The sequence below is a fragment of the Candidatus Eisenbacteria bacterium genome (genome assembly GCA_016930695.1).
In the GTDB taxonomy this organism is placed as follows: Bacteria; Orphanbacterota; Orphanbacteria; order Orphanbacterales; family Orphanbacteraceae; genus JAFGGD01.
The window spans coordinates 18,935-42,725 of the sequence record JAFGGD010000016.1 but is presented as its reverse complement, the minus strand read 5'-3'; the positions used below and the strand labels follow the sequence as shown (position 1 = coordinate 42,725).

The 23,791-nt window shown below is 66.9% G+C and carries 18 protein-coding genes; all 18 read left to right on the top strand.

Features of this window, described 5'->3' with window-relative positions:
* Positions 1-13 precede the first annotated feature (13 nt).
* The 18 genes from JW958_02720 to JW958_02635 all read left to right on the top strand — a co-directional run bounded on the left by JW958_02720 (position 14) and on the right by JW958_02635 (position 23,789).
* Positions 14-1,699, top strand: a complete 1,686-nt coding sequence (locus tag JW958_02720; protein ID MBN1825151.1) for a peptidylprolyl isomerase — start codon at positions 14-16, stop codon at positions 1,697-1,699.
* Between the two features lies 1 nt (position 1,700).
* Positions 1,701-3,035 carry a peptidylprolyl isomerase gene (locus JW958_02715; protein MBN1825150.1) on the top strand — a complete coding sequence of 445 codons (1,335 nt, stop codon included), beginning with the start codon at positions 1,701-1,703 and terminating at the stop codon, positions 3,033-3,035.
* A gap of 47 nt (positions 3,036-3,082) precedes the next feature.
* Positions 3,083-3,805, top strand: coding sequence for an ATP-binding cassette domain-containing protein (locus tag JW958_02710; GenBank protein ID MBN1825149.1), 723 nt, complete (start codon positions 3,083-3,085; stop codon positions 3,803-3,805).
* Between the two features lie 20 nt (positions 3,806-3,825).
* The gene (locus tag JW958_02705) at positions 3,826-4,701 is read left to right on the top strand and encodes an ABC transporter permease (protein ID MBN1825148.1); all 876 of its coding nucleotides are present in this window, start codon (positions 3,826-3,828) and stop codon (positions 4,699-4,701) included.
* Positions 4,698-5,852, top strand: a complete 1,155-nt coding sequence (locus tag JW958_02700) for a peptidoglycan DD-metalloendopeptidase family protein (protein ID MBN1825147.1) — start codon at positions 4,698-4,700, stop codon at positions 5,850-5,852. The genes JW958_02705 and JW958_02700 overlap by 4 nt, the downstream gene beginning before the upstream one ends.
* Positions 5,849-6,694 carry a stage 0 sporulation family protein gene (locus tag JW958_02695; protein MBN1825146.1) on the top strand — a complete coding sequence of 282 codons (846 nt, stop codon included), beginning with the start codon at positions 5,849-5,851 and terminating at the stop codon, positions 6,692-6,694. The genes JW958_02700 and JW958_02695 overlap by 4 nt, the downstream gene beginning before the upstream one ends.
* A 74-nt stretch (positions 6,695-6,768) precedes the next feature.
* Positions 6,769-8,316 (top strand): methionine--tRNA ligase, encoded by a 1,548-nt coding sequence (gene metG, locus JW958_02690; protein ID MBN1825145.1) that lies wholly within the window; start codon positions 6,769-6,771, stop codon positions 8,314-8,316.
* On the top strand, positions 8,313-9,092 hold the full coding sequence (locus JW958_02685) for a TatD family hydrolase (GenBank protein ID MBN1825144.1): 780 nt from the start codon (positions 8,313-8,315) through the stop codon (positions 9,090-9,092). The genes metG and JW958_02685 overlap by 4 nt, the downstream gene beginning before the upstream one ends.
* Before the next feature lies 1 nt (position 9,093).
* Positions 9,094-9,945: a ribosomal RNA small subunit methyltransferase A gene (gene rsmA / locus JW958_02680; GenBank protein MBN1825143.1), complete on the top strand. Its 852-nt coding sequence runs from the start codon at positions 9,094-9,096 to the stop codon at positions 9,943-9,945.
* Complete coding sequence (locus JW958_02675) at positions 9,942-12,032, top strand: hypothetical protein (GenBank protein ID MBN1825142.1); 2,091 nt, start codon at positions 9,942-9,944, stop codon at positions 12,030-12,032. The genes rsmA and JW958_02675 overlap by 4 nt, the downstream gene beginning before the upstream one ends.
* A gap of 20 nt (positions 12,033-12,052) precedes the next feature.
* The gene (locus tag JW958_02670) at positions 12,053-12,730 is read left to right on the top strand and encodes a hypothetical protein (protein ID MBN1825141.1); all 678 of its coding nucleotides are present in this window, start codon (positions 12,053-12,055) and stop codon (positions 12,728-12,730) included.
* A gap of 244 nt (positions 12,731-12,974) precedes the next feature.
* On the top strand, positions 12,975-13,592 hold the full coding sequence (locus JW958_02665) for a hypothetical protein (GenBank protein ID MBN1825140.1): 618 nt from the start codon (positions 12,975-12,977) through the stop codon (positions 13,590-13,592).
* A 298-nt stretch (positions 13,593-13,890) separates the two neighbouring features.
* The gene (locus JW958_02660) at positions 13,891-14,739 is read left to right on the top strand and encodes a divergent polysaccharide deacetylase family protein (GenBank protein ID MBN1825139.1); all 849 of its coding nucleotides are present in this window, start codon (positions 13,891-13,893) and stop codon (positions 14,737-14,739) included.
* A 43-nt stretch (positions 14,740-14,782) separates the two neighbouring features.
* Positions 14,783-16,459, top strand: coding sequence for a protein translocase subunit SecD (secD, locus tag JW958_02655; protein MBN1825138.1), 1,677 nt, complete (start codon positions 14,783-14,785; stop codon positions 16,457-16,459).
* 24 nt (positions 16,460-16,483) lie between these two features.
* The gene (secF, locus tag JW958_02650) at positions 16,484-17,398 is read left to right on the top strand and encodes a protein translocase subunit SecF (GenBank protein MBN1825137.1); all 915 of its coding nucleotides are present in this window, start codon (positions 16,484-16,486) and stop codon (positions 17,396-17,398) included.
* Positions 17,399-17,608: 210 nt separating this feature from the next.
* The gene (locus JW958_02645) at positions 17,609-18,082 is read left to right on the top strand and encodes a hypothetical protein (GenBank protein MBN1825136.1); all 474 of its coding nucleotides are present in this window, start codon (positions 17,609-17,611) and stop codon (positions 18,080-18,082) included.
* Positions 18,083-18,214: 132 nt separating this feature from the next.
* Entirely contained in the window at positions 18,215-23,008 is a 4,794-nt protein-coding gene (locus JW958_02640) for a HAMP domain-containing protein (GenBank protein ID MBN1825135.1), read from the top strand.
* Positions 23,009-23,120: 112 nt separating this feature from the next.
* A complete protein-coding gene (locus tag JW958_02635) occupies positions 23,121-23,789 on the top strand; it encodes a DUF4159 domain-containing protein (protein ID MBN1825134.1) in 669 nt (222 codons plus the stop codon).
* Positions 23,790-23,791 lie beyond the last annotated feature (2 nt).

Below are 23,791 nucleotides of genomic sequence, written 5' to 3'. Positions count from 1 at the left end.
AAGGAGTGTGGACATGTCCCGCGGAACGATGTACGGGATCATCGGTCTGGCCGTGATCGCGGCGCTGCTCGTTTTCTCCTGCGGCGGGCCGAAAGACCCGGTCGTGGCGAAGGTGGGGGATCACGGAATCACCCTCGGCGATTTCAACATCGCCTACAAGGCGATCACCATCTTCAACCGGCCCCCCTTGGTGACCTACGAGGACGCCGAGGCGTTTCTGCAAACGCTGATCAACAAGGAGATCCTGGTCACGGAGGCGAAGAGTCGCGGACTGGACCGGGATCCGCTTCTGCAAAAGGCGCGCGAGAACTGGTTGATGGAGCAGTGCATCCGCACCCTGTTCAAGGAAGTCGCCGAGGCGGACATGCAGATCACGCTGGCGGAAGTGGAGGACTACTACCGCCGCGCGCGCTCGCAGGTGCGGGCGCGGCAGATCCTGGTGGGGACTCTCCCCGCCGCCGAGGAGATCCGCCGCAAGCTCGAAAAGGGCGAAGACTTCGCCGTCCTCGCGCGGGCGAATTCGATCGACGAGGCGAGCCGCGCCCTCGGTGGAGAACTGGGGGTCGTCGACCACGGCCAGCTCGATCCGCCCTTGGAGCGGGCTGTTTTCAGCCTGAACCCGGGCGAGATCTCCGAACCGGTTCGAACCGCGCTGGGCTTCCACATCCTTCAGGTACAAGAAAAAATCGAGCCGAGCATGGATGATTTCGAGGAACAGCGGCACGCCTGCGCGGCGGAGCTGCGCTCCCGCCGGCGGAACGAGAACTGGAGCACCTACCTCGCCGAGGTCGAGTCCCGCCTGGACATTCGGTTCAACGACGAGAACGTGCACGCCTTCAACGACGCGCTTCCGCCACGGGAGAATGCCCAGTCGAGCGATTGGTATCAGAAGATGGACGACGCCTTCCGGGCTCGGGTTCTCGCGGAGTACGCCGGGGGGACGTGGACCGTCGGTGAGTTCCTCGGCCAGTACGGCCCGGACGTCGGCGGTCTCCCTTTCCGGTCGGAGGACGCGGACATGATTTACAGGGTGTCCGAGGCGGCGATCGTCAACAAGTGGAACTACGACGAGGCGAAGCGGCGCGGCCTGGACCGATTGGACGAAACGATCCGCGCCGTGGACCGCAAGGAGCAGGAGCGTCTTCTCGAATTGCTGCACGACGATCTGGTGAAGGACGCCGTCGTGCCGGACGAGAAGGTGCGTGAGCTTTACGAGGAGCAGAAGGCGGCGCTGATCATGCCCGACCGCGCTCACCTGATGATCATCAACACCCCCGATGTAGAGATGGCCAAGGAAGCTCGCGACAAACTTCGTCGCGGCGTCCCCTTCGAGGAGGTCTCCAAGGAGTATAACGAAGGCGCCCTCCGTGAGCTGGGCGGGGACATGGGGATGCGTCTCCGATCGAACATCGCTCCGGAACTCATTCCTTACGCCTTCGGCCGGCTCCGCCCCGGTCAGGTGAGCGACGTGGTCCCGCACCGGCAGGGCTACTTCGTGGCGAAGCTCGTCGCGTTGGAACGGGAGCACCCCATGACCTATGAAGAATCGGAGCCGGAACTCCGCGGCATGCTGCTCGCCGCCACGCAGGACTCCGTTTTCGCCGAGTGGATCCTGGCGAAGCGGGAGGAGGTTGGCGTGGAAATCTTCCCCGAGTCTCTCAACTTGATCGTCGAGGAGGCGGAAACCGAGGAGCCCTAGGATGAACAACCGAGCCGCCGTGTCCGTCGCCCTGGCGCTCTTTCTCGCGGCGGCCGCAGGTCCGGTCCTCTCCCAGGAGGTGGACCGGATCGTGGCCGTTGTCGGGGAGACGCCGGTGCTGGCGAGCGAGCTGAGGGAGGAACTGGCCGTTTACGCGGCGGAGCCCTCCCTGAAACGGCTCCCGCCGGACGAACTCAGACGCATGGCTCTGAATAAACTGGTGGAGGACCGTCTCTTTCTGGCCCATGCCGAGGACCAGGGAATCCGCCCCTCCGAAGAGGAGGTGGAGGAAGCTCTGGAGGGGAGCCTGGACCGCATGCGCTCCCAGTTCCCGACGGAGGAGGACTTCCTCGCCGCGCTCGCTTCGGAGAATCTCACCCTCGGCGAACTCCGGCGCCGGTACAGGGAAGAGGTGGAGAAATCACTCACCGTGCGCATGGCGGTGGACCGCGAGGTTCGCTGGAAAACGGAAGCGACCGACGCGGAGGTGCGCCGTTTCTACGACGACCACCTGGCGGATCTGCCCGATCTGCCGGAGCGTTACGGGATCGCGCAGATCTTCCTGAAACCGAACGCGGACAGCTCGGCCGAGGGGGGCATCATCGCCGCCCTCGAGGAGCTGCGCGGGCGCGTGCTCGCCGGCGAGTCCTTCCCCGACCTGGCGGTGGCGCACTCCGAGGGTCCCTCCGCGCCGAACGGCGGCGACCTCGGCTGGTTCGGCCGGGGGGACATGGACCCCGCCTTCGAGGAGGCGACTTTCGCCATCGCCGAACCGGGGGGGATGAGCGGCGTGATCCGCTCCCGCTTCGGCTTCCACCTGATCCAGCTCGTCGCCCGGGACGGGGAACGGGTCCGCGCGCGGCACATCCTGAAGATCGTTCCCGCCGGCGAGGGTGGATGGGACGAGGCGCGCGGGCGCGCCGCCGCGATCATGGACTCGCTCCGGGGGGGCGCCGATTTCGGCGGTCTGGCGATGCGACACTCCGATGACCGCGAGACGGCGGCCCGGCGCGGCGACGTCGGCGTTTTCGCCTTCAGCGACGTGACCGGCGAGATGCGGCGCGTGCTCTCGGAACTGAAGCCGGGGGAGTACAGCGAGCCGTTGGAGACGGAGGACGGCGTGCATATTTTCCTCCTCAAGAATCGATACGAAGCCGGGAAGCCGGGCTTCGGGGAGGTGGAGAGGGAACTCCGCCAGGCCGCCCGCGCGGAAAAACAACAGAAAGCCTATGATCGCTTCGTGGAAAATCTGAAGAAGAGTTACTACGTGGAGATCAAGGACGGGACCGAGGACGCCGCGGCGGGGGCGGAAGCGCCCCCCGCATCGCGGGATTGACCGGCCGGGCGCCGACCGGTTCCCCCACGGGGTAGGGACGCAGAACGGTGGTATCCCTCATCAACGCATCGAAATCCTACGCGGCCGGCGCGGCGGTCCGCGACGTCACCTTTCGGATCGAACGGGGGGAGTTCGTCTTCCTGATCGGTCCGAGCGGCGCGGGGAAAACGACGCTGCTCAAGCTGATCCACCACCAGATCTTTCCGTCCGCGGGGACGGTGGCGGTGGGCCGCTTTCGCAGCGACGCCATCCGCCGGTCCGAGATCCCCGAACTGCGCCGTCACATCGGTTTCGTCTACCAGGATTTTCGCCTGATCGGCGACCGCAGCGTTTTCGAGAACGTCGCCCTCGTCCTTCGCGTGACCGGCGCCCCCCGCCGCGCGATCCAGAGGCGGGTGCAGGAGACGCTCGGACAGGTCGGGCTGATGGGCCGCATGGGGGACCGGGCGGACGAGCTTTCGGGCGGGGAGATGCAGAGGGTGGCCATCGCCCGGGCGCTGGTGAACCAGCCCTTCCTGCTCCTCGCCGACGAGCCGACGGGGAACCTGGACCCGGAGACGGCCGCCGGCATCTATGATCTTCTGGAACGTGTGAACATCGGCGGCGCGGCGGTGCTTGTGGCGACCCACGACCAGGGCCGCGCCCGGGCGAGCGGACACCGGATCATCCGGCTCGAAAAGGGGAGGCTCGCGCCGGAGCCCTCGCCGCCGCCGCTCCGGCGGTTCCCCTCCGATCCCGCCGCCCCGCCGCGCACCCCGTTGGAGGGCTGAGGCCCGCGCAGGGAGAGACGGTGACGCTCACGCAGATCGAGCACGTGTTCCGCGAGCTGCTCTACGGGCTCCGTCGGAACCTCCGAAGCCACCTGGCGCCGGTGACCCTGATGGCGTCGGCGCTCTTCGTCTTCGGCCTCTTCGTGATCGGCACCGTCAACCTCCGCGAGACGATCCGGATCGCTCAGGAGCGAGTGGGGATCGCCATCTATCTCCGCGACGACGCGGACGAGGCGGACCGGGCGGAGCTGGAGGAGGTGCTCTCCAGACTCGGCGGCGTGCGGGCCGTTCGCTACCGCACCAAGGAGGAGGCGCTCGAGTCGTTCCGGGCGACCCTCGGCAGCCGGGCGTATCTGCTCGAGGGAGTGGAGGGGAATCCGCTCCCCGCCTCTTTCGAGCTGGATCTGTACGACGATTGGAAGTTCGCCGACCGGATGGGCGCCATGGCGGAGGAGATCCGTCGAATGCCCGGCGTGGACGTGGTGGTTTGGGGGGAGAGCTGGGTGGAATCGCTGGAGCGCTGGATCTACTTCTTCGTCGCCATGGACCTCTTTCTCGGCGCGGCGCTCGGCGTCTCCACTCTGCTCGTCGTCGGAAACACGATGAAGCTCGCCATCGAGGGAAGGCGCGACGCGATCCAGGTGCTCCGCCTCGTCGGCGCGCGGCCCTGGCAGATCCGGCTCCCCTTCCTGATGGAAGGAGCGCTTCTCGGCCTGCTCGCCGCGGCGATCGCCCTCTTCCTGCTCGACAGGAGCTGGCGCTTCGCCGTGGAGCGGCTCTCGGGCGTCCTCTTTCTCGGCGGCGGCGGCGCGGCGGCGTTTCTCCTGTTCGGCGCCGTGCTCGGCGGTTGCGGGAGCCTGCTCTCCCTCCACCGCTATCTGCGGGTGAAGCGATGAAGGCGCGGCGGATCGCCCGTTTTCTCCCTTGGGCGGCGGCGTTTCTTCTCGCCGCGGGCGTGCCGGCTCTCCTCGCCGCCTCGGAGGAGGAGGAGATGGAGAAACTCCGGCGGCGGATCCGGGAGACCCGCTCCGAAGTGGAGCAGCTCGCGGGCAAGGAGAGCGGTATTCTGACGAATCTGATGAAGCTCGACGAGGACCTCGCCCTCACCAACCGCCTTCTCTCCGGCCTCGAACAGCGGCGGCGGAACATCGAGTCCGGCCTGGAAGAATTGACAGAGGACGCGCGGGAGGCGGAAGAGGAACTCGGGCGGCGGCGCTCCCTTCTCCGTGATAGGCTGCGGGCGCTCTACCAGTACGGCGGTTATCACGAGTTCGAGATCCTCTTCAGCTCCCGTTCCGTGACGGAGCTGGTGGGGCGCTTCGAGAACATGGTCCGGATCGTGAGCCGCGACGACAATCTCTACCGCGCCGTTCTGGACGACCGGGAGCGGGTCCGCCGCGCCCGGGACGAGCTGGCGGAGCGGGACCGGGAGATCCGGTCCATCGAGGCGGAACGGGCGCGGGAGAGGCGCGCGCTTTTGCAGAGCCAGGCGGGCCGGCGAAAGCTGTTGCAGGACGTTCGGGGGGAGAAGGAGAGCCACGAGCGGCTGATCGCCGAGATGGAGGAAGCCTCCCGGGAGTTGGAGAGGATCATCGCCTCCCGGGTGCGCGACGCCGAGGAGATCGGCGGCCCCTCGCTCTTCGACGGCGGGGCGGCCCGTCTCCCCTGGCCGGTGGGTGGATCGGTGGTGCGCGGCTTCGGGAGCCGCCGCCATCCCGAGTTCGGCACGGTGGTGCGGAACAACGGGATCGACATCGACGCTTCCGGCGGGGCGGAGATCCGGTCGGTCGCGCCGGGGAAAGTGGAGTACGTAAGTACCCTTCCCGGCTATGGAAACTGTATTATTGTGCGGCACAGCGGAGGGTACTACACCCTCTACGCGCACGCGTCGGAGGTGTTGGTCGCGGCGGGGGCGCGCGTCGCCCAGGGAGACGTTCTCGCCACCGTCGGCGGGAGCGGCTCGGCGACCGGCGGCTCTTTTCATTTCGAGATCCGGAAGGGGACCGAACCGTTGGACCCCTTGCGCTTTCTGAGGGAAATCCGATGACCTGCGATTACATGGAAATCCGGTTCAAAAGGGGCCGGCAACAGTGGTACGCCAACCCCGAGGGGGTCGCCGTCGAGGTGGGCGACCTGGTCGTGGTCCGCGCCGATCGGGGGGAGGACATGGGCCGGGTGGTGCACCGCGCCGAGACGCCGATCCTTCCGCCCGGCGAGGAGGAGAGCCTCTTCGAGGTGGTTCGTCCCGTCGACGCGAGGGACGAAGAGGCACGCATGCGGAACCGCACGCGCGAAGAAGAGGCGCGGGAGATCTGCGTCACGCGGATCGAGGCGCGCAAGCTGGAGATGAAACTGGTCGACGTGGAGATGCAGTTCGACGGGAACAAGATCACCTTCTACTTCACCGCCGAGAAGCGGATCGACTTTCGCGAGCTGGTGAAGGATCTGGCGTCGACCTTCAAGACGCGAATCGAGCTCAGGCAGATCGGCGTGCGGGACGAGGCGAAGCGGTTGGACGGCTGCGGGCCCTGCGGCCGGAGGCTCTGCTGCTCCGGTTTCCTGCGCGGCTTCAGCCCGGTGACGCTCCGCATGGCTCGGGATCAGCACCTCGCCCTCGCGCCGAACAAGATCTCCGGCGTTTGCGGGCGGCTCATGTGCTGTCTCGCCTACGAGAGAGAAGAGTATCTGCGGGCTCTCTCCGAGTTCCCCAAGGTGGGCACGCGGGTCCGCACCGAGGACATGGAGGGGAAGGCGCTCAAGGCGGACATCTTCACCCGGACCGTGACCGTTCGCACCTCCGAGGACAAGGAGGTGCGGGTTCCCCTCGAGGCGATCCGAGAGGAGCTGCGGCACGATCGCTGGATCCCCCGGAAGACCGGGCCGCGCTAGGCCGCCGGCCCGCGCCCGCATCCCCCGCTTCGCGGCGGAGCCGATTCCGATCCCGGCACCGATAGGACGGACCGATGGAACGCTATTATCTCACCACGGCGATCGACTACGTAAACAGCCGGCCCCACATCGGGACGGCCTTCGAGAAAATCGCGGCGGACTGCGTGGCCCGCACCAAGCGGCTCCGCGGCGCGGACGTTTTCTTCTCCATGGGGAACGACGAGCACAGCCAGAACGTGGAGAAGGAGGCGCGCGCGCGCGGGCTCGACCCGTTGGTCTACTGCGGGCGGATGGCGGAGGAGTTCGAGTCGATCTGGTCGATGCTGAACCTCTCCTACGACCGCTTCGTCCGGACCACCGAGCCGGCCCACGCCCTGGCGGTTCGGGAACTCTTCCGGCGGATCGAGGAGAAGGGGGACGTCTACCGCGACGTCTACCGCGGCCTCTACTGCGTCAGCTGCGAGAACTTTTTACAGGAGAAGGATCTCGTCGACGGCTGCTGCCCCGTCCACGGAACCGAGCCGGACGCCATCGAGGAGGAGAACTTCTTCTTCCGCCTCACCCGATACCGGGACCCTCTCCTGGCGCACATCGAAGCCTATCCGGAGTTCATCCTCCCGGAGATCCGGCGGAACGAGATCGTGAACGTGCTGAAGGGGGGGCTGTTGGACGTCTCCGTCTCCCGGTCGAGCCGGGGATGGGGGATTCCGCTCCCCGCCGACCCGTCCCACGTGGTTTACGTCTGGTTCGACGCGCTGATCAATTACCTCACCGCCGTCGGCTTCCCCTCGGACCGGGAAACCTACGAGCGCTACTGGCCGGCGGACCTCCACGTGATCGGCAAGGACATCACGCGCTTCCACTGCGTCATCTGGCCCGCCATGCTCCTCTCCGCCGGCGTTCCCCTGCCGCGCACCGTGTACGCCCACGGCTTCATCTCCGTGGAGGGGAAGAAGCTCTCCAAGTCCCTCGGCAACGTGATCGATCCGAGGGAGATGGTGGAGCGTTTCGGCGCCGACACGGTCCGCTACTATCTGCTCCGCGAGGTGAGCTTCGAGCGGGACGGCGACTTTTCCGTCGGCCAGCTGGTGGGGCGGCACAACGCGGACCTGGCCAACGACCTCGGCAACCTGCTGAACCGGACCGCCGGCATGGCGCGGAAATACCTGGGCGACGGGGTGTTCCCCACGCCGAGCGCGGGCGAGGACGACCGTGTGTTGCGGGACGAGGCGGCCGCCGCGGCGGAGCGGTACGCCGGCGCGATGGACCGCTTCGAGTTCCACAACGCCCTCGCCGCCGTCTGGGATCTGATCCGGCGGGCGAACCGCTACATCGAGGAGTCCGCTCCCTGGAAACTCGCCAAGGAACCGGAGAGCCGGGCCCGTCTGGAGACGGTGCTCTACAACGTCGCCGAGGCGCTCCGGATCACCGCGGTGCTCGTCTCGCCGGTGATGCCGGCGAAGGCGGAGGAGTTGGCGGCGGCGCTCGGCGTTCCCCAAAGCGCCGGCGGCATGCGTTTCGAACGGGATATCCCCTGGCGGGACGAGCCGGGCGAGGGGCGCTCCTTCCGCGTGGAGAGGCCGCTCTTCCCCCGGATCGAGGTGGAGGGGGAGGCCACTTGATCGACAGCCACGCCCACCTGACCTTTCCGGAATACGGCGCGGACGCGCCGGAGATGCTGCTGGATCGGGCGGGCGCGGCGGGCGTGGAGCACGTGATCTGCGTCCCCTACGACATCGCCTCCAACGAGGAGGTGGTCGCCCTCGCCGCCCGGGAGCCGCGCACGAGCGCCGTGGTCGGCATTCACCCCCACGAGGCGGACCGTGTGACGGACGGGGACCTGGCGCGAATCGAGGAACTGGTCGCCGACCCGCGGGTGGTCGCCGTCGGCGAGTTGGGCCTCGACTACTACCGCGACTACGCGGACCATGGGAACCAGCGCCGCCTCTTCGAGAGGCAGCTCGAAACGGCGGCGCGGGCCGGAAAGCCGGTGGTGATTCACGACCGGGAAGCGCACGACGACGTGCTCGCGATCCTGCGGGAGCGATCGGGGGACCTCGCCGGCGGGGTGATGCACTGCTTCTCCGGCGGCGAGGCGGAGCTGGAACGCGCCGTGGACCTCGGCTTTTTCATCTCCATCCCCGGACCGATCACCTTCGCCAAGAAGCCCGGGGGGAGGCTGGAGCGCGTGGCCCGTCTCTGCCCGGAGGACCGCCTCCTCATCGAGACGGACTGCCCCTGGCTCACGCCGGAGCCGCATCGCGGCCGCGGTTTGAACGAGCCCGCCTTCGTCCGTTTCGTGCTGGAGCGTGTCGCCGCCGTCCGGGAGCGGGGCGTCGAGGAGATGGACCGAATCACCGCCGCCAACACGCGGCGTTTGTTTCGCCTGGAGGAGTGAGTTGGCGGAGGAGCGGCGGACACCGGCCGGCGCGGCGCGGGCGCTCCGGGAGGCGGGGCACCGGCCGAGCAAGAGCCTGGGCCAGAACTTCCTCGTCGATCCGAACCTGCTCCGCAAGATCGCGGACGCGGCGGATCCGACCGGACGGGAGAGGGTGCTGGAGATCGGTTCCGGACCGGGAACGCTGACCGCCCTTCTGGCGGAACGGGCGGCCCGGGTCGACTCCGTCGAAATCGACCGGCGGTTGATGGAGGAACAACAGCGCTTTCTCGCGGGTGTAACCAACGTCCGCTTCCATTGCGTGGATTTCCTCGATTTCGACCCGGGCGCGGCCGAGGAGGGAGGCCGTCTGGTCGTGGTCGGCAACATCCCCTATCATGCGACGTCGCCGATCTTGGAGCGCCTGCTGGGCTGGGCGGACCGGATCGACCGGGCCGTCCTCTGCCTCCAGAGGGAGACGGCGGAGCGGATCGCCGCCGCTCCCGGTTCGCGCGCCTTCGGACGTCTCTCCCTGGCGGTGCGCTACCGGGCCGCGGTGGAGCCCCTCTTCCGCGTCGGCCCCGCCGCCTTCCGTCCGCGCCCCCGTGTGGAATCGGCGGTGATCCGCCTCCGTTTCTACGACCCGCCGCCGTTTCGTGCGAAGGACGAGGATCTCCTCTTCCGCCTCGCCCGCGCGCTCTTCGGCGGGCGCCGCAAGATGATCCGAACCGGCCTGCGCCGTTTCGGTTCCTTCACTCCCGAGCAAATTCGATCGGTCGAAAAGAAGAGCGGGGTCTCCCTGGCCTCGCGGCCGGAGGAGCTGGACGTGGCGGCGTGGTGCCGCCTCGCGGACGCGGTGGGATCAACGGCATGAGCGGAACGGGCGCGGCGACGAGAGGGGTGATTCTGCTGGCGGCGGCACTCGCCCTTTTCTGCTTCCCCCCGCTCACCGCCGCCCAAACCGCTTCGGGGGACGAGGAGTTCGAGGAGGTCCGCACCGATTCGATCTGGATCCTCGACCTGGAGGGGGACTCGCTCTGGGTCGATTCCCTCAGCGCCGATTCGATCCGCGCCTACGTGGTGCAGGAATCGCTGGCCGCCATCCCCTCCGTCTCCATCGCGAAAGTGAAAGAGGGCTTCCATCCCTCCTGGACGGTTCGCGCCAGCGACATCCGCGGAAACAGCAACCTCTCCAACGAGTTCAAGCTGGATTACGCGCTTCGCGACAACATGATCTACAAGAACCAAGTCACCCTCGAAAGGAGGCGGTCCGGCCGAGCGGACCGGACCAGCTCCTCACAGGAGTGGAAGAACGACGTTCAATATTTGTTTCACGGAAACATGAAATTGGGGCTCGGCTGGAACCGCAGAACGAGCAACGACGACGACCAGCGGCAGACCATCGACCTGGTGCGGGACATGATTCTTTTACGCGCGATCTATTCGCGCGATCTCTGGCGGGGGATCCGGCTGACGTTGAACATGAACGGGGGCGTGGAGAACCGGAACAAGACGACGGACACCAAGGCCGATGGGAGCCAGCGGAAGGAGGAGAAGAGGGGAAACTCGAAGAACGCCAACGTGCTGCTCAATTATTCCCCCTCGCCGGATCTCGACGTCGAGTTTTCCGGAGATTTCCAGCGAAAGGGATTCTCGCTCACCACGTCGGGGACCAACGTCGAGGAAAAGGAGAACCCGGACAACAACGACCGGACCGACAACGCGACCTTCCGGCTCCGCTTCGACAAGTACGAATTGTGCCATGTGAAAGTGAACGCCTCCGCGGACGACAAACAACAGTCCTTCGCGAAAAGCACCGGCGCCGGAACGGCCACCGGCGAGGTGGAGACCGTGGACGAGTGGCGCCGCTCCTTCGATGTCCAGCTTTCCGGCGACGTCACCGAGGCGACGGGGTACGAAGCCAATGCGCGCTACTCCGCCGCGAGCCGGCGTTATCGGATCGACAAAGGGCAGTCCTCGGACCTGCTCGACTACGGCGCGGAGGTGGCGCTGAACCAGAGCCTCCCCGCCCGCGTCCGGAGCAGGCTGGTGTTGAAACGCTCCGTCGGCGAGGACACCTACTATCCCGACGCGGGGATGCCGGACCGCACCGGCAAGGCGGACAACGGCTCCATGGTCCTGAACCTCTCCAGGACTCTCTGGAATAACACGCGCCTCCGCGCCGCCGGCAGTCTGCAGATGACCAGCCGGTCCTTCGTCGATTCCACCCAGGACAAGGACGACCTGATCAGCCGGGTCTCTTTCGATCTCAACTACGAACCGGAGGGGAAGCTGCGGGGGGGCGCCCAGTTCTCCCTCGACGAGAACCGCACGGTCAACATCCACAGCTCGCGCGCCTCGAACAACCAGACCCGGCAGACATGGATGGTGGCGCCCACGGTCGAGTACGCTCCGATCCCGTCGCTGAAGTTCCGCAGCTCCTATCGCATGTCGCTGGTTTACATTTTCAAGGACGTCGACGAGGACCTGAACACCATGACCCGGATCTCGGAGCTGCGCTCCACCGCCGGATGGGCTTTCGCCAGGGGCGGCTCCTTCGATTTCGAGTATCGCTTCAAGCTGAACGAGAGCGGCAGCTTCGAGAAAGAGGGGTCCACCCGGCGTTTCGCCCGGGACCGGGAGGACTCGAATCAGAAGCTGACCCTGCGGGTCTCCTACACACTGCCGGGTGATATGCGGATCGAATCGGGCCAGTTCGTCGAGGTGGTGAAACGGTACAGCCTGAACGAGGGGAAGACGCTGGAGCAGCACGACAGGAAGTTGCAGATCTACAACCAGGTCTCCTGGCGGCGGTCCGTCACCGGTTGGTCGAGACTGGTGATCCAGGCGAAGCAGAGCCAGGACGCCGCCATCCCGCTTTTCACGCGCACCGGCGTTCTCCGGGACGAGACGCACCGAACCGAATGGGAGCTGCAGGGGACGTTCACCATCGAGATGTAGGACGGGGAAGGAGGGGAGGCATGACGCGGAAACGGAATGGGAAGGACGCGAAAAGCGGGCGCCGCGCCGCGCGCGCCGCCGGGGCGGCGGTCCTTCTCGCGGCGGTTCTCCTCGCGGGGGGCTGTTTCTTCTCCCCCCGGGACGCCGAGGAGGCTTCCACGGGCGAATCCGCCGTCGAACCGGCCAAAACCAAGGAGGAGGTGCTCACCCTCCTGCAGGTCTCCTACGAGAAGTTCTACGAGGCGCAGTACCAGGTCCTCCTGTCGGTGGATTTCGCCTTCCACCCGGACCGGACCGACTCGAGCGAGCTGGCCGACGCCGGCGTCACCGGTTATCTCGCCCCCTGGGGGAACTACGAAGAGATCGACACCTTCAACCGCCTGCTCTCCTGCTTCAACAGCGGTTCGGAGAGAATCGGCTATATGATTCTGGAATACACCGGCGATCCCGTCACCACGGATTCCTCGGTGAGCGGCTATTCCACCTACGAAAGTGATTATCGCGTAGGCATTTACTATTTTGACATCGCGGCCGCCGCCGATGACAGCCTCGTCTTCGACGGCTCATTGAGACTCTATATCCACGACGAGGGGGACGCGTTCCGCATCTATCGCTGGGACGATTTCCGCAAGGGGAACCTCTCCACATGGGGCTATTACAAGGGACAGGTGGCGGGGGGGCAGGATTATTGTCCGTAAGACCGGATTCACCCTCGGTCGCGCTTCCGGCGCGGGAGGGCTAAACCCCCTGGATGGAAAGCCGATACGTGGTAAGAACGGCTCCGAACGGGCCGCGGGAGCGAGTTGACAGCGGGCCCCCCATATGGTATTGTTAAGACGTCCTACGGGTGCCTGCGAATCATCCCCTGCCGCGTCCCCGCGCGGATGCCGGATCGAATGTTTTCCAAGTCGGATTGACGATGAAAGCGGGAGGAATCTCCAGATGCTTCCTAAAACGAAAAAGGGGATGATCCCCAAGGTGATCATCCTGGCGGCCGTGATCGGCCTCTTCCTCTACGGCTGCGCCCTGAGCCCGAGCGATGATGATGACCCGATTATCAAGCCGCCGGTCACCTACAACCGTTCCGCGCCGGACAGCCTGATTCTCTTCCTGCAGAACGCATATAACGAGGGGGACAGCGCCAAATACGAAGAGTGCCTCGATTCGATGTACGTCTTCGAGCTGATTCCCGGCGGCGTCGAACAGGACTCTATAGAGTGGTGGGACAGGGTGGACGAGCTCCGGATCGCCGGCCGCATGTTCGACGCCTGGACCAACGCGGACGGACAGAGGGTGAACAACATCAGCCTCTCTCTCACGAACATCTATAAGCAGCAGGACAACACCAGCTTCGGTCCCGATCTCCCGCCCCCGGGCGAGACGTGGTGGCGGGTCACCGCCTCCGTCGACCTCCGCGTGGAGGTGGAGAATCCGCAGTCGCCGGACGGTGTCACCCTCTTCCTGGTCGCCTCGGACCAGGAGTGGATCGCCCGCCCGGATCCGAACGAAGAGGGGCTCTGGACGATCTTCCGGCAGTACGATAAAGAAGGGTATAACTAGTTCGTCAGGCGACCGACCGATCGAGCAACTCGCCTGGGGGCGGCTCCGCGGAGCCGCCCTTCTTTTTGGGGCCGGACACCTTTTCGACGCGCGAAAAGAGAATCCGGTTCCGATTCTCCCCTCCCTCCCGGCGATCCCCGCCGCAACCTCTTCCGGGCGTCGGGAAAGGCGTTGACACCTGAGCCGTTCCGCCGGTATCGTGTACTCTTTCCGTCGAGTACGGGGGCGCCGGAGAGCGGCCCCGCGGCTTCGCGGGCGCCGCCGGCGCCGATCGTCCGAAGGGAGAACGGGACCGGTCATGAGAGGTTTCGCCTGCATCCTGGCGGCCCTGTTTCTGTTGGCGCCGGGCGCGGCGGTTCGGGGCGACTCTCCGGACGGTGAACCGCCGAAGCTCGCCTTGATCGTCGACGATTTCGGCTACTTTTACGACGACACGGTGCGCGGTTTTTTAGCGGTCGACGCGTCCCTCACCATGTCGGTGATTCCGGGTCTCCCCTTTTCCGAACGGATCGCCGGGGAGATCCGCGGGGCGGAGAAGGGCCTTTTGGCCCACCTCCCCATGGAGCCGATCGACTACCCGGAGAAGGATCCCGGGCCGGACGCGCTCTTCACGAACCAGAGTGACGCGGAGATCCGCGCCCGGGTTCGGCGCGCCCTGGATTCCTTCCACCGGCTCGACGGGGCGAACAATCACATGGGATCTCGCGCCATGCAGGATCGACGGCTGGTGCGGATCGTCATGGAGGAGATCGGGGACCGGAACCTCTTCTTTCTCGACTCGAAGACGGTGGCCTGCCGGGTCGGCCGGAGAACGGCGGCGGCGGCCGGCGTCCCCTGCCTCGAGAACGACCTGTTCTGGGACACCGGGTACAGCACGAGGGAGGAGATCGCGGAGGGGCTCGACCGGCTCGCCCGCGTCGCCCTGGAAAGGGGCTTCGCGGTCGGCATCGGCCACCCCCGCCCGGTCACCTTAGAGGTGTTGCGAGAGAAACTGCCCGAGCTGGAAGCGCTCGGCATCCGGCTGGTCCCGCTCGCGGAGCTGATCCACGGGCAAAGGATCGCCGCGAGAAACGCCGCTCCGAACGAAGGGGGGGGCGGATCGGATCATCGAGGCGCCGCGGCAGCGGCCGCCGCCGTGGTCCGGTAGCCCCGTCGGCGGAGCGGGAACGAACGACCGGAGGAAGCACCGGATGGGTAAGAACCGGTTCAGACTGCTGCTGGTAGTCGTGGCGCTCGTATTGAGCGCCTGGTACGTGTACCCGACCATCCGGCTCGTCACCCTCGGCAAGGAGGGACGGGCCGCGATGTCCGAGGAGGAGCAGGAGGCGTTGCGCTCGAAGGCGCTCCGTCTCGGGTTGGATCTTCAGGGGGGGATGCATCTCGTCCTGGAGGTGGACAAATCGAAGCTGAGCGAGGAGGACGCCGAGGACGCCGTCGACCGGGCGTTGGAGATCATCAGCAACCGCGTCGACCAGTTCGGCGTCGCCGAGCCTTCGATTCAGAAGCAGGGGCAGGACCGGATCCTGGTGCAGCTGCCCGGCGTGCAGGACGCGGTGCAGGCGAAGAAGCTGATCGGCCAGACGGCGCTGCTCGAGTTCAAGCTGGCCCGCTCCGCGGCGGAGTTCACCGAAACGCTCCGCCGGGTCGATGATTTTCTCTACACCCGCGCCGAGACGCAGAGGGCCGCCGCCGAAGAGGCCGGCGAGACGGAGGAGGAGATCGCCGACGCCGATTCGGCGGGCGCCGACAGCGGCGCGGTGGAGGATCTCTTCGCCGACGAGATGCCCGAAGAGGATGTGGTCTCCAAGGCGCCTCTCACCTCCAAGCTCCGCTTCTTCCGGACCGGCGAGCAGGACAACGCCTGGGTGCCGGTGGAGATGGTCCTCGCCGTGGATTCCCTGCTCCAGGTTCCCGGCGTGAAGGGGCTCATCCCCTTCGGCGCCGCCTTCGCCTGGGGGATGGAAGACGTGGACTACGGCGGCCAGATGATGCGCGCCCTCTATCTGCTCAACGATCGCCCCGAGTTCACCGGCGCCATGCTGGCCAACGCGGAGGTGCAGACCGGTCTCGATCCGAACCGGCCGAACGTCCCGGGCGTGACGCTCACCATGACCGGCGAGGGGAGCCACATCTTCTCCCGCGTGAGCGGCGCCAACGTGGGACGGCGGCTGGCGATCGTGCTGGACGGCAAGGTGCAATCCGCGCCGACCATCATGGACAAGATCCGCCACGGCCGCGCCTCCATCACCGGCAACTTCGACTTCGACGACGCCAAGGTCCTGAAGATCGTCCTTCGGGCGGGCGCTTTGCCCGCGGACCTCAGTTTCATCGAGGAGAGGACCGTCGGTCCGTCGCTGGGCCGCGACTCGATCAACATGGGCGTGCGGGCCGCTCTTCTCGGCGGTCTCGTGGTGGTCTTCTTCATGATCCTGTACTACCGGGGCGCCGGCGTGATCGCCAACGTCGCGCTTCTGTTGAATCTCTTGTTCCTGATGGCGGTGATGGCCGGGCTCCGGGCGACGCTGACCCTCCCGGGCATCGCGGGCATCATCCTGACCATCGGCATGGCGGTAGACGCCAATGTGTTGATTTTCGAGAGGATTCGCGAGGAACTCCGGAACAAGAAGACCGTGCGCGCCGCCATCGAGAGCGGCTACAGCCGGGCGTTCCGGACGATCTTCGACGCGAACCTCACGACGTTGATCACGGCTTTCGTGCTTCTCCAGTTCGGCACCGCCAGTATCAAGGGATTCGCGGTGACCCTGAGCGTGGGGATCGTCTCTTCCATGTTTACCGCGCTGGTTCTTACACGGCTGATCTTCGACTTCATCGTGGATCGTTTCTCCGTGAAGAATCTGAGCATATAGCGTGGGCGGGGAGGAGTTTCACCGATGCAGTTCCTAACGAACACGAACTTCGAGTTCATCAACCACCGCCGCAAGGCGTTCGTGGTGTCCGCGATCCTGATCGCGATCGGGCTCTTTTCGATCCTGTTCCATAAGGGCCTGAACTATTCCATCGATTTCGTCGGCGGATCGATTCTGGAGGTGCGTTTCGACGAGCCGGTTCCGACGGGCGACATCCGTTCCTCCGTCGCCTCCACCGGCGTGGGCACTTTCGAGGTGCAGAAATTCGGCGATCCCCGGGAGATCCTGATCCGGGTGGAGAAGTCGAGCGAATCGGGCGAGCTGGGGAGCACGCTGCTCGCGGCCTTCCAGCGCGATTTTCCCGATCGGAAGGCGGAGTTGCGGCGCGAGGAGAGCGTGGGGCCGCGCATCGGCGCGGAACTTCGGAAGAAGGCCTTCCTGGCGATTCTCTTCGCCCTGCTCGGCATTCTGATCTACATCTCCTTCCGTTTCGAGTTCCGCTTCGCCGTGGCCGCGGTGATCGCGCTCATCCACGACGTGCTCATCACCCTCGGCGCTTTCTCGCTCTTCAACATGGAGATCTCCCTGGCGGTGATCGCCGCCTTCCTCACCATCGTGGGGTATTCGCTGAACGACACGATCGTGGTGTTCGACCGGATCCGGGAGGATCTGCGGCTCTATTCGCGGCAGCCTTACGACCGGGTGTTGAACACGGCGATCAATCGGACCCTCTCGCGGACGATCCTCACGTCCACCACGACGCTGGTCGTGGTGCTCTTTCTCCTCTTCGTGGGGGGGAGCGTGATCCGCGATTTCTCCATCGCCCTCACGGTGGGCGTCGTGATCGGTACCTACTCGTCCATCTACGTGGCGAGCCCGATCCTCGTGGAGTGGTTCGGTTGGGCTTCGGCGCGGTCGAAGTCGAAGCGAATGAAATAAAACTTCCGTCCTCCGGCGGGTACGTTTTTCTCGGAAACGGGACACCCGCCGGAGCTTTTTTTGCCTGCGCGGGGCTATCCTACCTCATTTGAAGACGTTACGGCCATGACCCTCACGGGGGTCGTGGCACGGCCCTTGCGATTCCCTACGTAAATCCCCGAAAAGAGGGGCCGCACGCTCCATGCGGCGGTCCGCGGAGGCGGCCGAAGGATGAGACGAGTCCTGGCTCTGTTGGCGTTTCTGGCGCTGGTCCCGGCGGCCGGCGCGGGCCCGTCGCCGGGCGCGGCCGATCCTCTCGCCGTGTTCGAGGACGTGGCCGAGGCGTGGCGCTCCGGAGACCCGGCCCGCATCGCCCCGCACCTGGGGCGCCGGGGCTTGCGCCTCTCTTTCGCAGGTCGCGCGCCGGAGGGGCGTTACTCCGCCAACCAGGCTCTTTTCCTGCTGGAGGACCTCCTGCGGGAGCCGGGCACGGTCCGCTTCGCCTTCCTCCGCTATCGCAATCTGGACGGCGGAGAGGGGCGCCCGAGCGGCGTGGCCGAGAGGATCCGCCTCGGCGCGGACGGCGCGCCGGAGCGGGAGATGGTCTTCATCTCGCTGGTTCGCGAGGAGGGGCGCTGGATGCTGGCGGAGATGAAGGGGACGCCGGGACCGGAGCCGGGTCCGAAGGCGCCTCGCTCCTCCTGAGGCGGCGCCGGCGGGAAAGAGGGGACCGCGGCGGCCGGGCGGTGTAGAATGGGCCGCGTCGATGACGGAGCCGGGGGGCGGGACGCCGCCCCGCTTGCATGATGGGCCGGCCCGAACGAGGGGGATCGCACCATGTCTCCCGCCATCCGCGGCGACAGAACGTCCTTTGGGATCACCGCGCTCCTGGCGGCGGCGGGCACCGTCGCCTTTCTTCTCCCGGGCGCCGATCCCTCCCGTATCCCACTCCCCTATCTCGCGGTCGCCGCGCTCCCGCCGCTCCTCCTTCTTCTCCTTCGCCGCCGATCGTTTCGAGCCGCGATTCTGCTCCTCGCCGTGCTCCTCTTCGCCGGGTCGGCGGCGGTCCGTTCCGGGCTCCTTCCGGTCCCCGGTGAGGGAGAGGAAGAGGGGAAGCGGGAGAGGAGTGTGGAGAGGGCGCGGGAGGCGCTGGCCGTCCGGATCGACTCTCTCGCCCTTTGGGCGGACAGGATCGCCTCGGACCGGGAAGTCGCCACACGGATCCGGGCGGGGGATCGCTCCCGGGAGAGGGAGACCCTCTTCGACCTCATCGCCGGCTACGGCGCGCGTTTCTCCTCCGGGCCTGAGGGGGAGGGGCTCGCCGTCGATCTCTATCGGGAGCGGGACGAACCGGCGCTCGCCTGGTGGGGAGATGTCCCGGAGCGCGGGGACACCGATGGGGATGGGCTGATCCGTCTCGCCACCGATCCCTTCCGCGTCCTTCTCGTGGTGGAGTCGCCTGTCCGCGCGGCCGGGAGGCGCACGCCGGCCGGCCTGGTCCGTCTCGTCTGCCCGATCGGGCCGAACCCCGAATTGGAGGGACGCCTCGAGAGGCCCGTCCCCTTCGCGGACCGTCTCGGTCGCGAGATCGGCGGCAGGGTCCTCTTCCGTCCGGGTGAGGGGGACGAGGGGGAGGCGATCCGTTCGCCGGCCGGGACGGTCATCGGTTCGGTTCGGGTGGTTTTTCCTCCGGCCGGTTCCCGATCCGAGTCGTTCTCCCGTCTTCTTCGGGAGGGAGGCGGCCTTCTTCTCCTCTTCTTCTGGGTGTTGTTTCTTCCGTGGAGGCGCGCCGGGGACGGGGCGGCCGCTCCGTCGGACCGAGTTTCCCTGCGCGGAATCGTGCGCCGGACCCCGGTCCTCTCGCTCCTCGCCCTCCGGGTGATCCTGCTTCTCTTCCGTTTTCCTCACCCCTTCGCGCCGAGGGGGGATCTGGTCGGTCCGGATTACTTCGCGTCACCGCTGCTCTTCGGCGCTTTCCGGTCGCCCGCGGATCTCTTCCTCACCGTCGCGGTCCTCTTTTTGGTCTGTCTGGTCCTTCGGGAAAGGGCGGTCGCGGCGGAACGACGGCAAGGGGAGGGGAAGCGCTCCTTCCGCCCGGCGTTCTTCGCGGCGACCCTGGTCCTCCTTTCCGCGGCCACGATCGGTTTCAGCCTCCTGATTCGGGAGATCCTTCTCTCCTGCAATCTGACCCTTTATGACGGACCGAATCCGGTCGGGTCCCTCCCCTCGATGGTGTTGGAGGTCTCCCTTCTCCTGCTCGGCGCGGCCTACCTTCTTCTCGTGGACGCCGGGTTCGCCCGCTCCGCCGGCGCCGGCGCGCTCGGGGCGGACCGCGCCTCCCGTCTCGCCGTGGCGCCCCGGATCTTGGTCGGGGTCCTGCTCGGCGGCGCGGTGCTCCTCTTTTCCCGCCTGATGATCCGGGGAGGGGAATGGCTGCTGCTCGCCCCGGCCGCGACCCTCTGCACCGGGCTCCTCCTTCTCTATCTTCTCCGGGGACGGGGCTGGCGGATTTGGAACGGCCTCGCCTTCGTCATCGCCGTGGCGATCGTTTCTTATCCGCCGATCCGCGTCGCCCAGGAGGAGACGACCCGCCTCGGGATCGAAGAGAGGGCGCTCCGGTTCGCCGAGCCGACGGACGAGTGGAAGCGCTTCCTCCTCGAGGAGACGCTGCATTTCTTCGAGACCGATCCTCTTCTGGCGGAGAAGCTCGCCGCGGACCCGACGCCGGACATGGAAAGGGAGGCCTTTCTCGCCTGGGTGAGGAGCGGGCTCGGCCTCTACGACTACAGCGTGGAGATCCGGATCCTCGACAGGCAGGGGGCGGTGGTGAGCCAGTTCGCCATGGACATGCCTCCCGAGTCGGCGGTCCGGTCCGCCTTCGTGTTCCGGGACGTGCGGGCCGCCGAGAAGAGGCGCATTTACGAAGGGCGGCGGCGCGTGGCGGGGGAGGCGGTGGAGATTTACACCGGCGCGGCTCCCCTCTACGCCGAGGGAAAGCTGGTCGGCGCCGTGCTGATCCGGATCCCCTACTTCTATGAAAACCTGGAGTACGCCTCCAAGCTCCCCGCCACTTCCTACGAGATCTTTCGCAACTACAGCACACTGGAGAGGACGCTGGTCGACGAGGGGGAGACGATCCAGGTGCTCCTCTACGAGAACGGGGAGATCGCGCGGACCTCCGGCGACGTCTATCCGGAGGAGACCGCGCTCGATTCGACCGTCGTCGCCGCGATGGCCGGCGGGGGGAACGTCTGGGCGCCGGTGCGGATCGGCGGGCGGGAATACCGGGCGTTCCACACCGCGCGCCGCGACCCGGAGCGGGGCGGCGTGCTCGCCTTCGCCCTTCCTGTCGCCGACTGGTCCGACCACCTTCGCGCCTTGATCCACGTGGTGCTCACCGATCTCCTCCTGGCGGTGGCGGTCCTCCTCGTGCATCTTCCTCTTCTGGCCGCCCTCTCCCTGCGCGGCGGCGCGCGGCTCCGCTTCGAACCCACCTTCCAGGACAAACTGGTGCTCGCCTTTCTTCTCGTGGCGCTCCTTCCGGCGATCCTGCTCGGCCTGGCGGGGAGAAGGATGGTGGCGGAGCAGCTGCGCGAGGCGGGAGAGAGCGAGGCGCGGACGGCGCTGCAGGCGGTCCGGCACGCCCTCGACCAGGACGTGATCCGCGAGGCGGAGGAGATGGCCCAGAGCACGCTCGTCCGGCGGCGCGTGCTCGGCATCCGTGAGGACGAGGAGATGGTCGACCTGGAGCTGTCGCTCAAACGGTTCGCCCTCTTCTCCCCCGAGGGGGAGCTGATCCTTCAGAACGGAAAGATCGGGCCGGTGAACCGCGAGGCGCTCCGGGAGGCGCGGGAGCGGAGGACGCCGGTGACCGCCTTCCAGCGCGCCGACGGCCTGGCGGTGACGGCGATGGTGGGGATCGCCATGGAGGGGCTGGAGGAGCGGCTCGAGGGGATCCTCCTCCTCTCGCGGCCCATCGACGAGGAGTGGACCGCCCGGCTCGGCGAGAGAATCGGCCGGGACGTCTCCTTCTTCGAGGGGGGCGCGATCCGGGCCTCCACGCGCTACGAGCTCTACCAGGCCGGCATCCTCGCGCCGCGCCTCCCCGCCGGCGTCTTCGTTCCTTTGGAGTTAAAGGGTGAGAAGATGCGCTTCGCCGACGAGCGGGTGGCGGCGACCCGGTACCTGGTCGGCTATCGCTCGCTCCTCGACTTCGACGGACGGCCCGTGGGGACGCTGGCGGTGCCGCTCCTCTTCCGGGAGAGAGAGGCGCGCCGCAATCTGGAACGGGCCTACGCGGCGATCACCTACCTCACCTTCTTCACAGTCGTGGTGATCGTCGGCGTGGCGGAGGGAATGGGTCGCCGGATCGCCCGTCCCATCGGCGAGATGGCGAGGGGGATGGACCGGATCCGCGAGGGGGACCTGGAGCTGACGCTGCCGGTGCGGTCGGGCGGCGAGATCGGCAGGCTGACCGCCGCCTTTAACCGGATGACCCGGGAGCTGAAGAGGAGCCAGGACACGCTGACCGAGAGGACCCGCTACATCGAGACGGTCCTCGGGAGCGTCGGCGCCGGCGTGATCGCCTTCGATCCGGAAGGGAAGGTGGCGAGCGCCAATCGCGCGGCGCTGCAGATCCTGGAAACGGAGCCGGGCGAGATCGACGGCGGGCGGCTGGACCGCGTGGCGGGCGGGCGGTTCGCGCCGCTCCAGAGGATCGTCGAGAGGGTGCGGGTGGACCGGGACCGCCCCCGGGAGGAGGAGGCGGAGATCGCGCGGGGGGAGGGGAAGATGACGGTGCGCGTGGTGGCGACGGCGCTCGCCGACGAGGAGGGGCGCGCCCTCGGCAAAGTGATCGTCTTCGAAGACCTGACGGCGCTGATCCAGTCGAAGAAGCTGCTCGCCTGGGGGGAGATGGCGCGGCAGGTGGCGCACGAGATCAAGAACCCCCTGACGCCGATGAAACTGTCGGTGCAGCATCTCCGCCAAGCCTTCCACGACGGCGACGCCCGTTTCCCGGATCTGCTGGACGAGTCGGCGGACCTGATCATCGAGGAGATCGACAGCCTGCAGAGGATCGCCACCGAGTTCTCCACTTTCGCGCGGATGCCGCGTCGCGAGATCCGGCCGGTGCCGGCGGCGGCGGTGATCGGCGAGGCGGTGCGTCTCTACGCGGAACGCCTCGGCGAGGGGCGCATCGAGTGGGAGGTGCCGGAGGATCTCCCGGTGCTTCAGGTGGATCGGGAGGAGGTGCGCCGTCTCCTCATCAATCTGCTGGAAAACGCCGTGCATGCCGCCGGCGACGGCGGGACGGTCCGGCTCACCGCCGGCGTCGCCGATGGATCCCCGTCCAACGATGAGGGGTGGGAGATCTGGGAGTCGACCGTCGAGCGGCGTTTGGAGGGGCGGATGGTCGAGATCCGCGTACGCGACGACGGGCCGGGGGTCTCCGACGCGGCCCGGGGCAAGCTCTTCGAGCCCAACTTCTCCACCAAGACCGACGGAACCGGTTTGGGGCTCGCCATCTGTCGGGCCATCGCCGGCGACTACGGCGGGTCGATCGTCATCGGCTCCACGCCGGGGCGGGGGACGGCGGCGATCGTCTCCCTTCCGGTCCCTCCGGCCCGCTAAGCGGATCCTCGTCCCTTGTGTTACTCTGTTCCGATCGGGTTTCCGGACCCGGAGGGAGGAATCACCGGTGAGTCTCACGAACCGATCGCGCCCGCGCGCGGGACGGATCGCGTTGTCCGCGGCGGCGGCGCTCCTTCTCCTTCTCGCGGCCGCGCCGTGCGCTCTCGGCGACGCCCGTGACGAGGAGGCGGGTTTCACCGTCGCCCGGATCCGCTACGGCGGCGGCGGCGACTGGTACTCCGATCCCACGTCGCTGCCGAATCTGCTGAGCGGACTCCGGGAGAGGACCGGCCTGATCGTCCAGTCCCGGGAAGCGCGCGTGGAGATCGCGGACGAGGAGCTTTTCCGCCATCCCTTCCTCTACATGACCGGCCACGGCCAAATCCGTTTCTCCCCGTTCGAAGCGGAACGCCTCCGTTACCATCTCGTCCACGGCGGTTTTCTGTGGGCGGACGACAACTACGGGATGGACGAACACTTCCGCCGCGAGATCCGCGCGGTCTTTCCCGAAGCGGAGATGGTGGAGCTTCCCTTCGACCATCCGATCTACCATTGCTTCTATGATTTCCCGGAGGGGCTCCCCAAGATCCACGAGCACGACGGCAAATTCCCCCGGGGGTACGGGATCTTTCACGACGGGAGGCTCGTTGTTTTTTATACCTATGAGACGGACATCGGCGACGGGCTCGAGGACGAGGACGTGCACAAGGATCCGCCGGAGAAGCGGGAGGCGGCGCTTCGGATGGCGATCAACATCGTGACCTACTCGGTGAGCCATTAGAG

What these genes read in the sequence shown, in the direction of transcription:
- JW958_02720 (MBN1825151.1), top strand. Translation starts at nt 14, where the DNA reads ATGTCCCGCGGAACGATGTACGGGATCATCGGTCTGGCCGTGATCGCG.
- JW958_02715 (MBN1825150.1), top strand. Translation starts at nt 1,701, where the DNA reads ATGAACAACCGAGCCGCCGTGTCCGTCGCCCTGGCGCTCTTTCTCGCG.
- JW958_02700 (MBN1825147.1), top strand. Translation starts at nt 4,698, where the DNA reads ATGAAGGCGCGGCGGATCGCCCGTTTTCTCCCTTGGGCGGCGGCGTTT.
- JW958_02695 (MBN1825146.1), top strand. Translation starts at nt 5,849, where the DNA reads ATGACCTGCGATTACATGGAAATCCGGTTCAAAAGGGGCCGGCAACAG.
- metG (MBN1825145.1), top strand. Translation starts at nt 6,769, where the DNA reads ATGGAACGCTATTATCTCACCACGGCGATCGACTACGTAAACAGCCGG.
- JW958_02675 (MBN1825142.1), top strand. Translation starts at nt 9,942, where the DNA reads ATGAGCGGAACGGGCGCGGCGACGAGAGGGGTGATTCTGCTGGCGGCG.
- JW958_02670 (MBN1825141.1), top strand. Translation starts at nt 12,053, where the DNA reads ATGACGCGGAAACGGAATGGGAAGGACGCGAAAAGCGGGCGCCGCGCC.
- JW958_02665 (MBN1825140.1), top strand. Translation starts at nt 12,975, where the DNA reads ATGCTTCCTAAAACGAAAAAGGGGATGATCCCCAAGGTGATCATCCTG.
- JW958_02660 (MBN1825139.1), top strand. Translation starts at nt 13,891, where the DNA reads ATGAGAGGTTTCGCCTGCATCCTGGCGGCCCTGTTTCTGTTGGCGCCG.
- secD (MBN1825138.1), top strand. Translation starts at nt 14,783, where the DNA reads ATGGGTAAGAACCGGTTCAGACTGCTGCTGGTAGTCGTGGCGCTCGTA.
- secF (MBN1825137.1), top strand. Translation starts at nt 16,484, where the DNA reads ATGCAGTTCCTAACGAACACGAACTTCGAGTTCATCAACCACCGCCGC.
- JW958_02645 (MBN1825136.1), top strand. Translation starts at nt 17,609, where the DNA reads ATGAGACGAGTCCTGGCTCTGTTGGCGTTTCTGGCGCTGGTCCCGGCG.
- JW958_02640 (MBN1825135.1), top strand. Translation starts at nt 18,215, where the DNA reads ATGTCTCCCGCCATCCGCGGCGACAGAACGTCCTTTGGGATCACCGCG.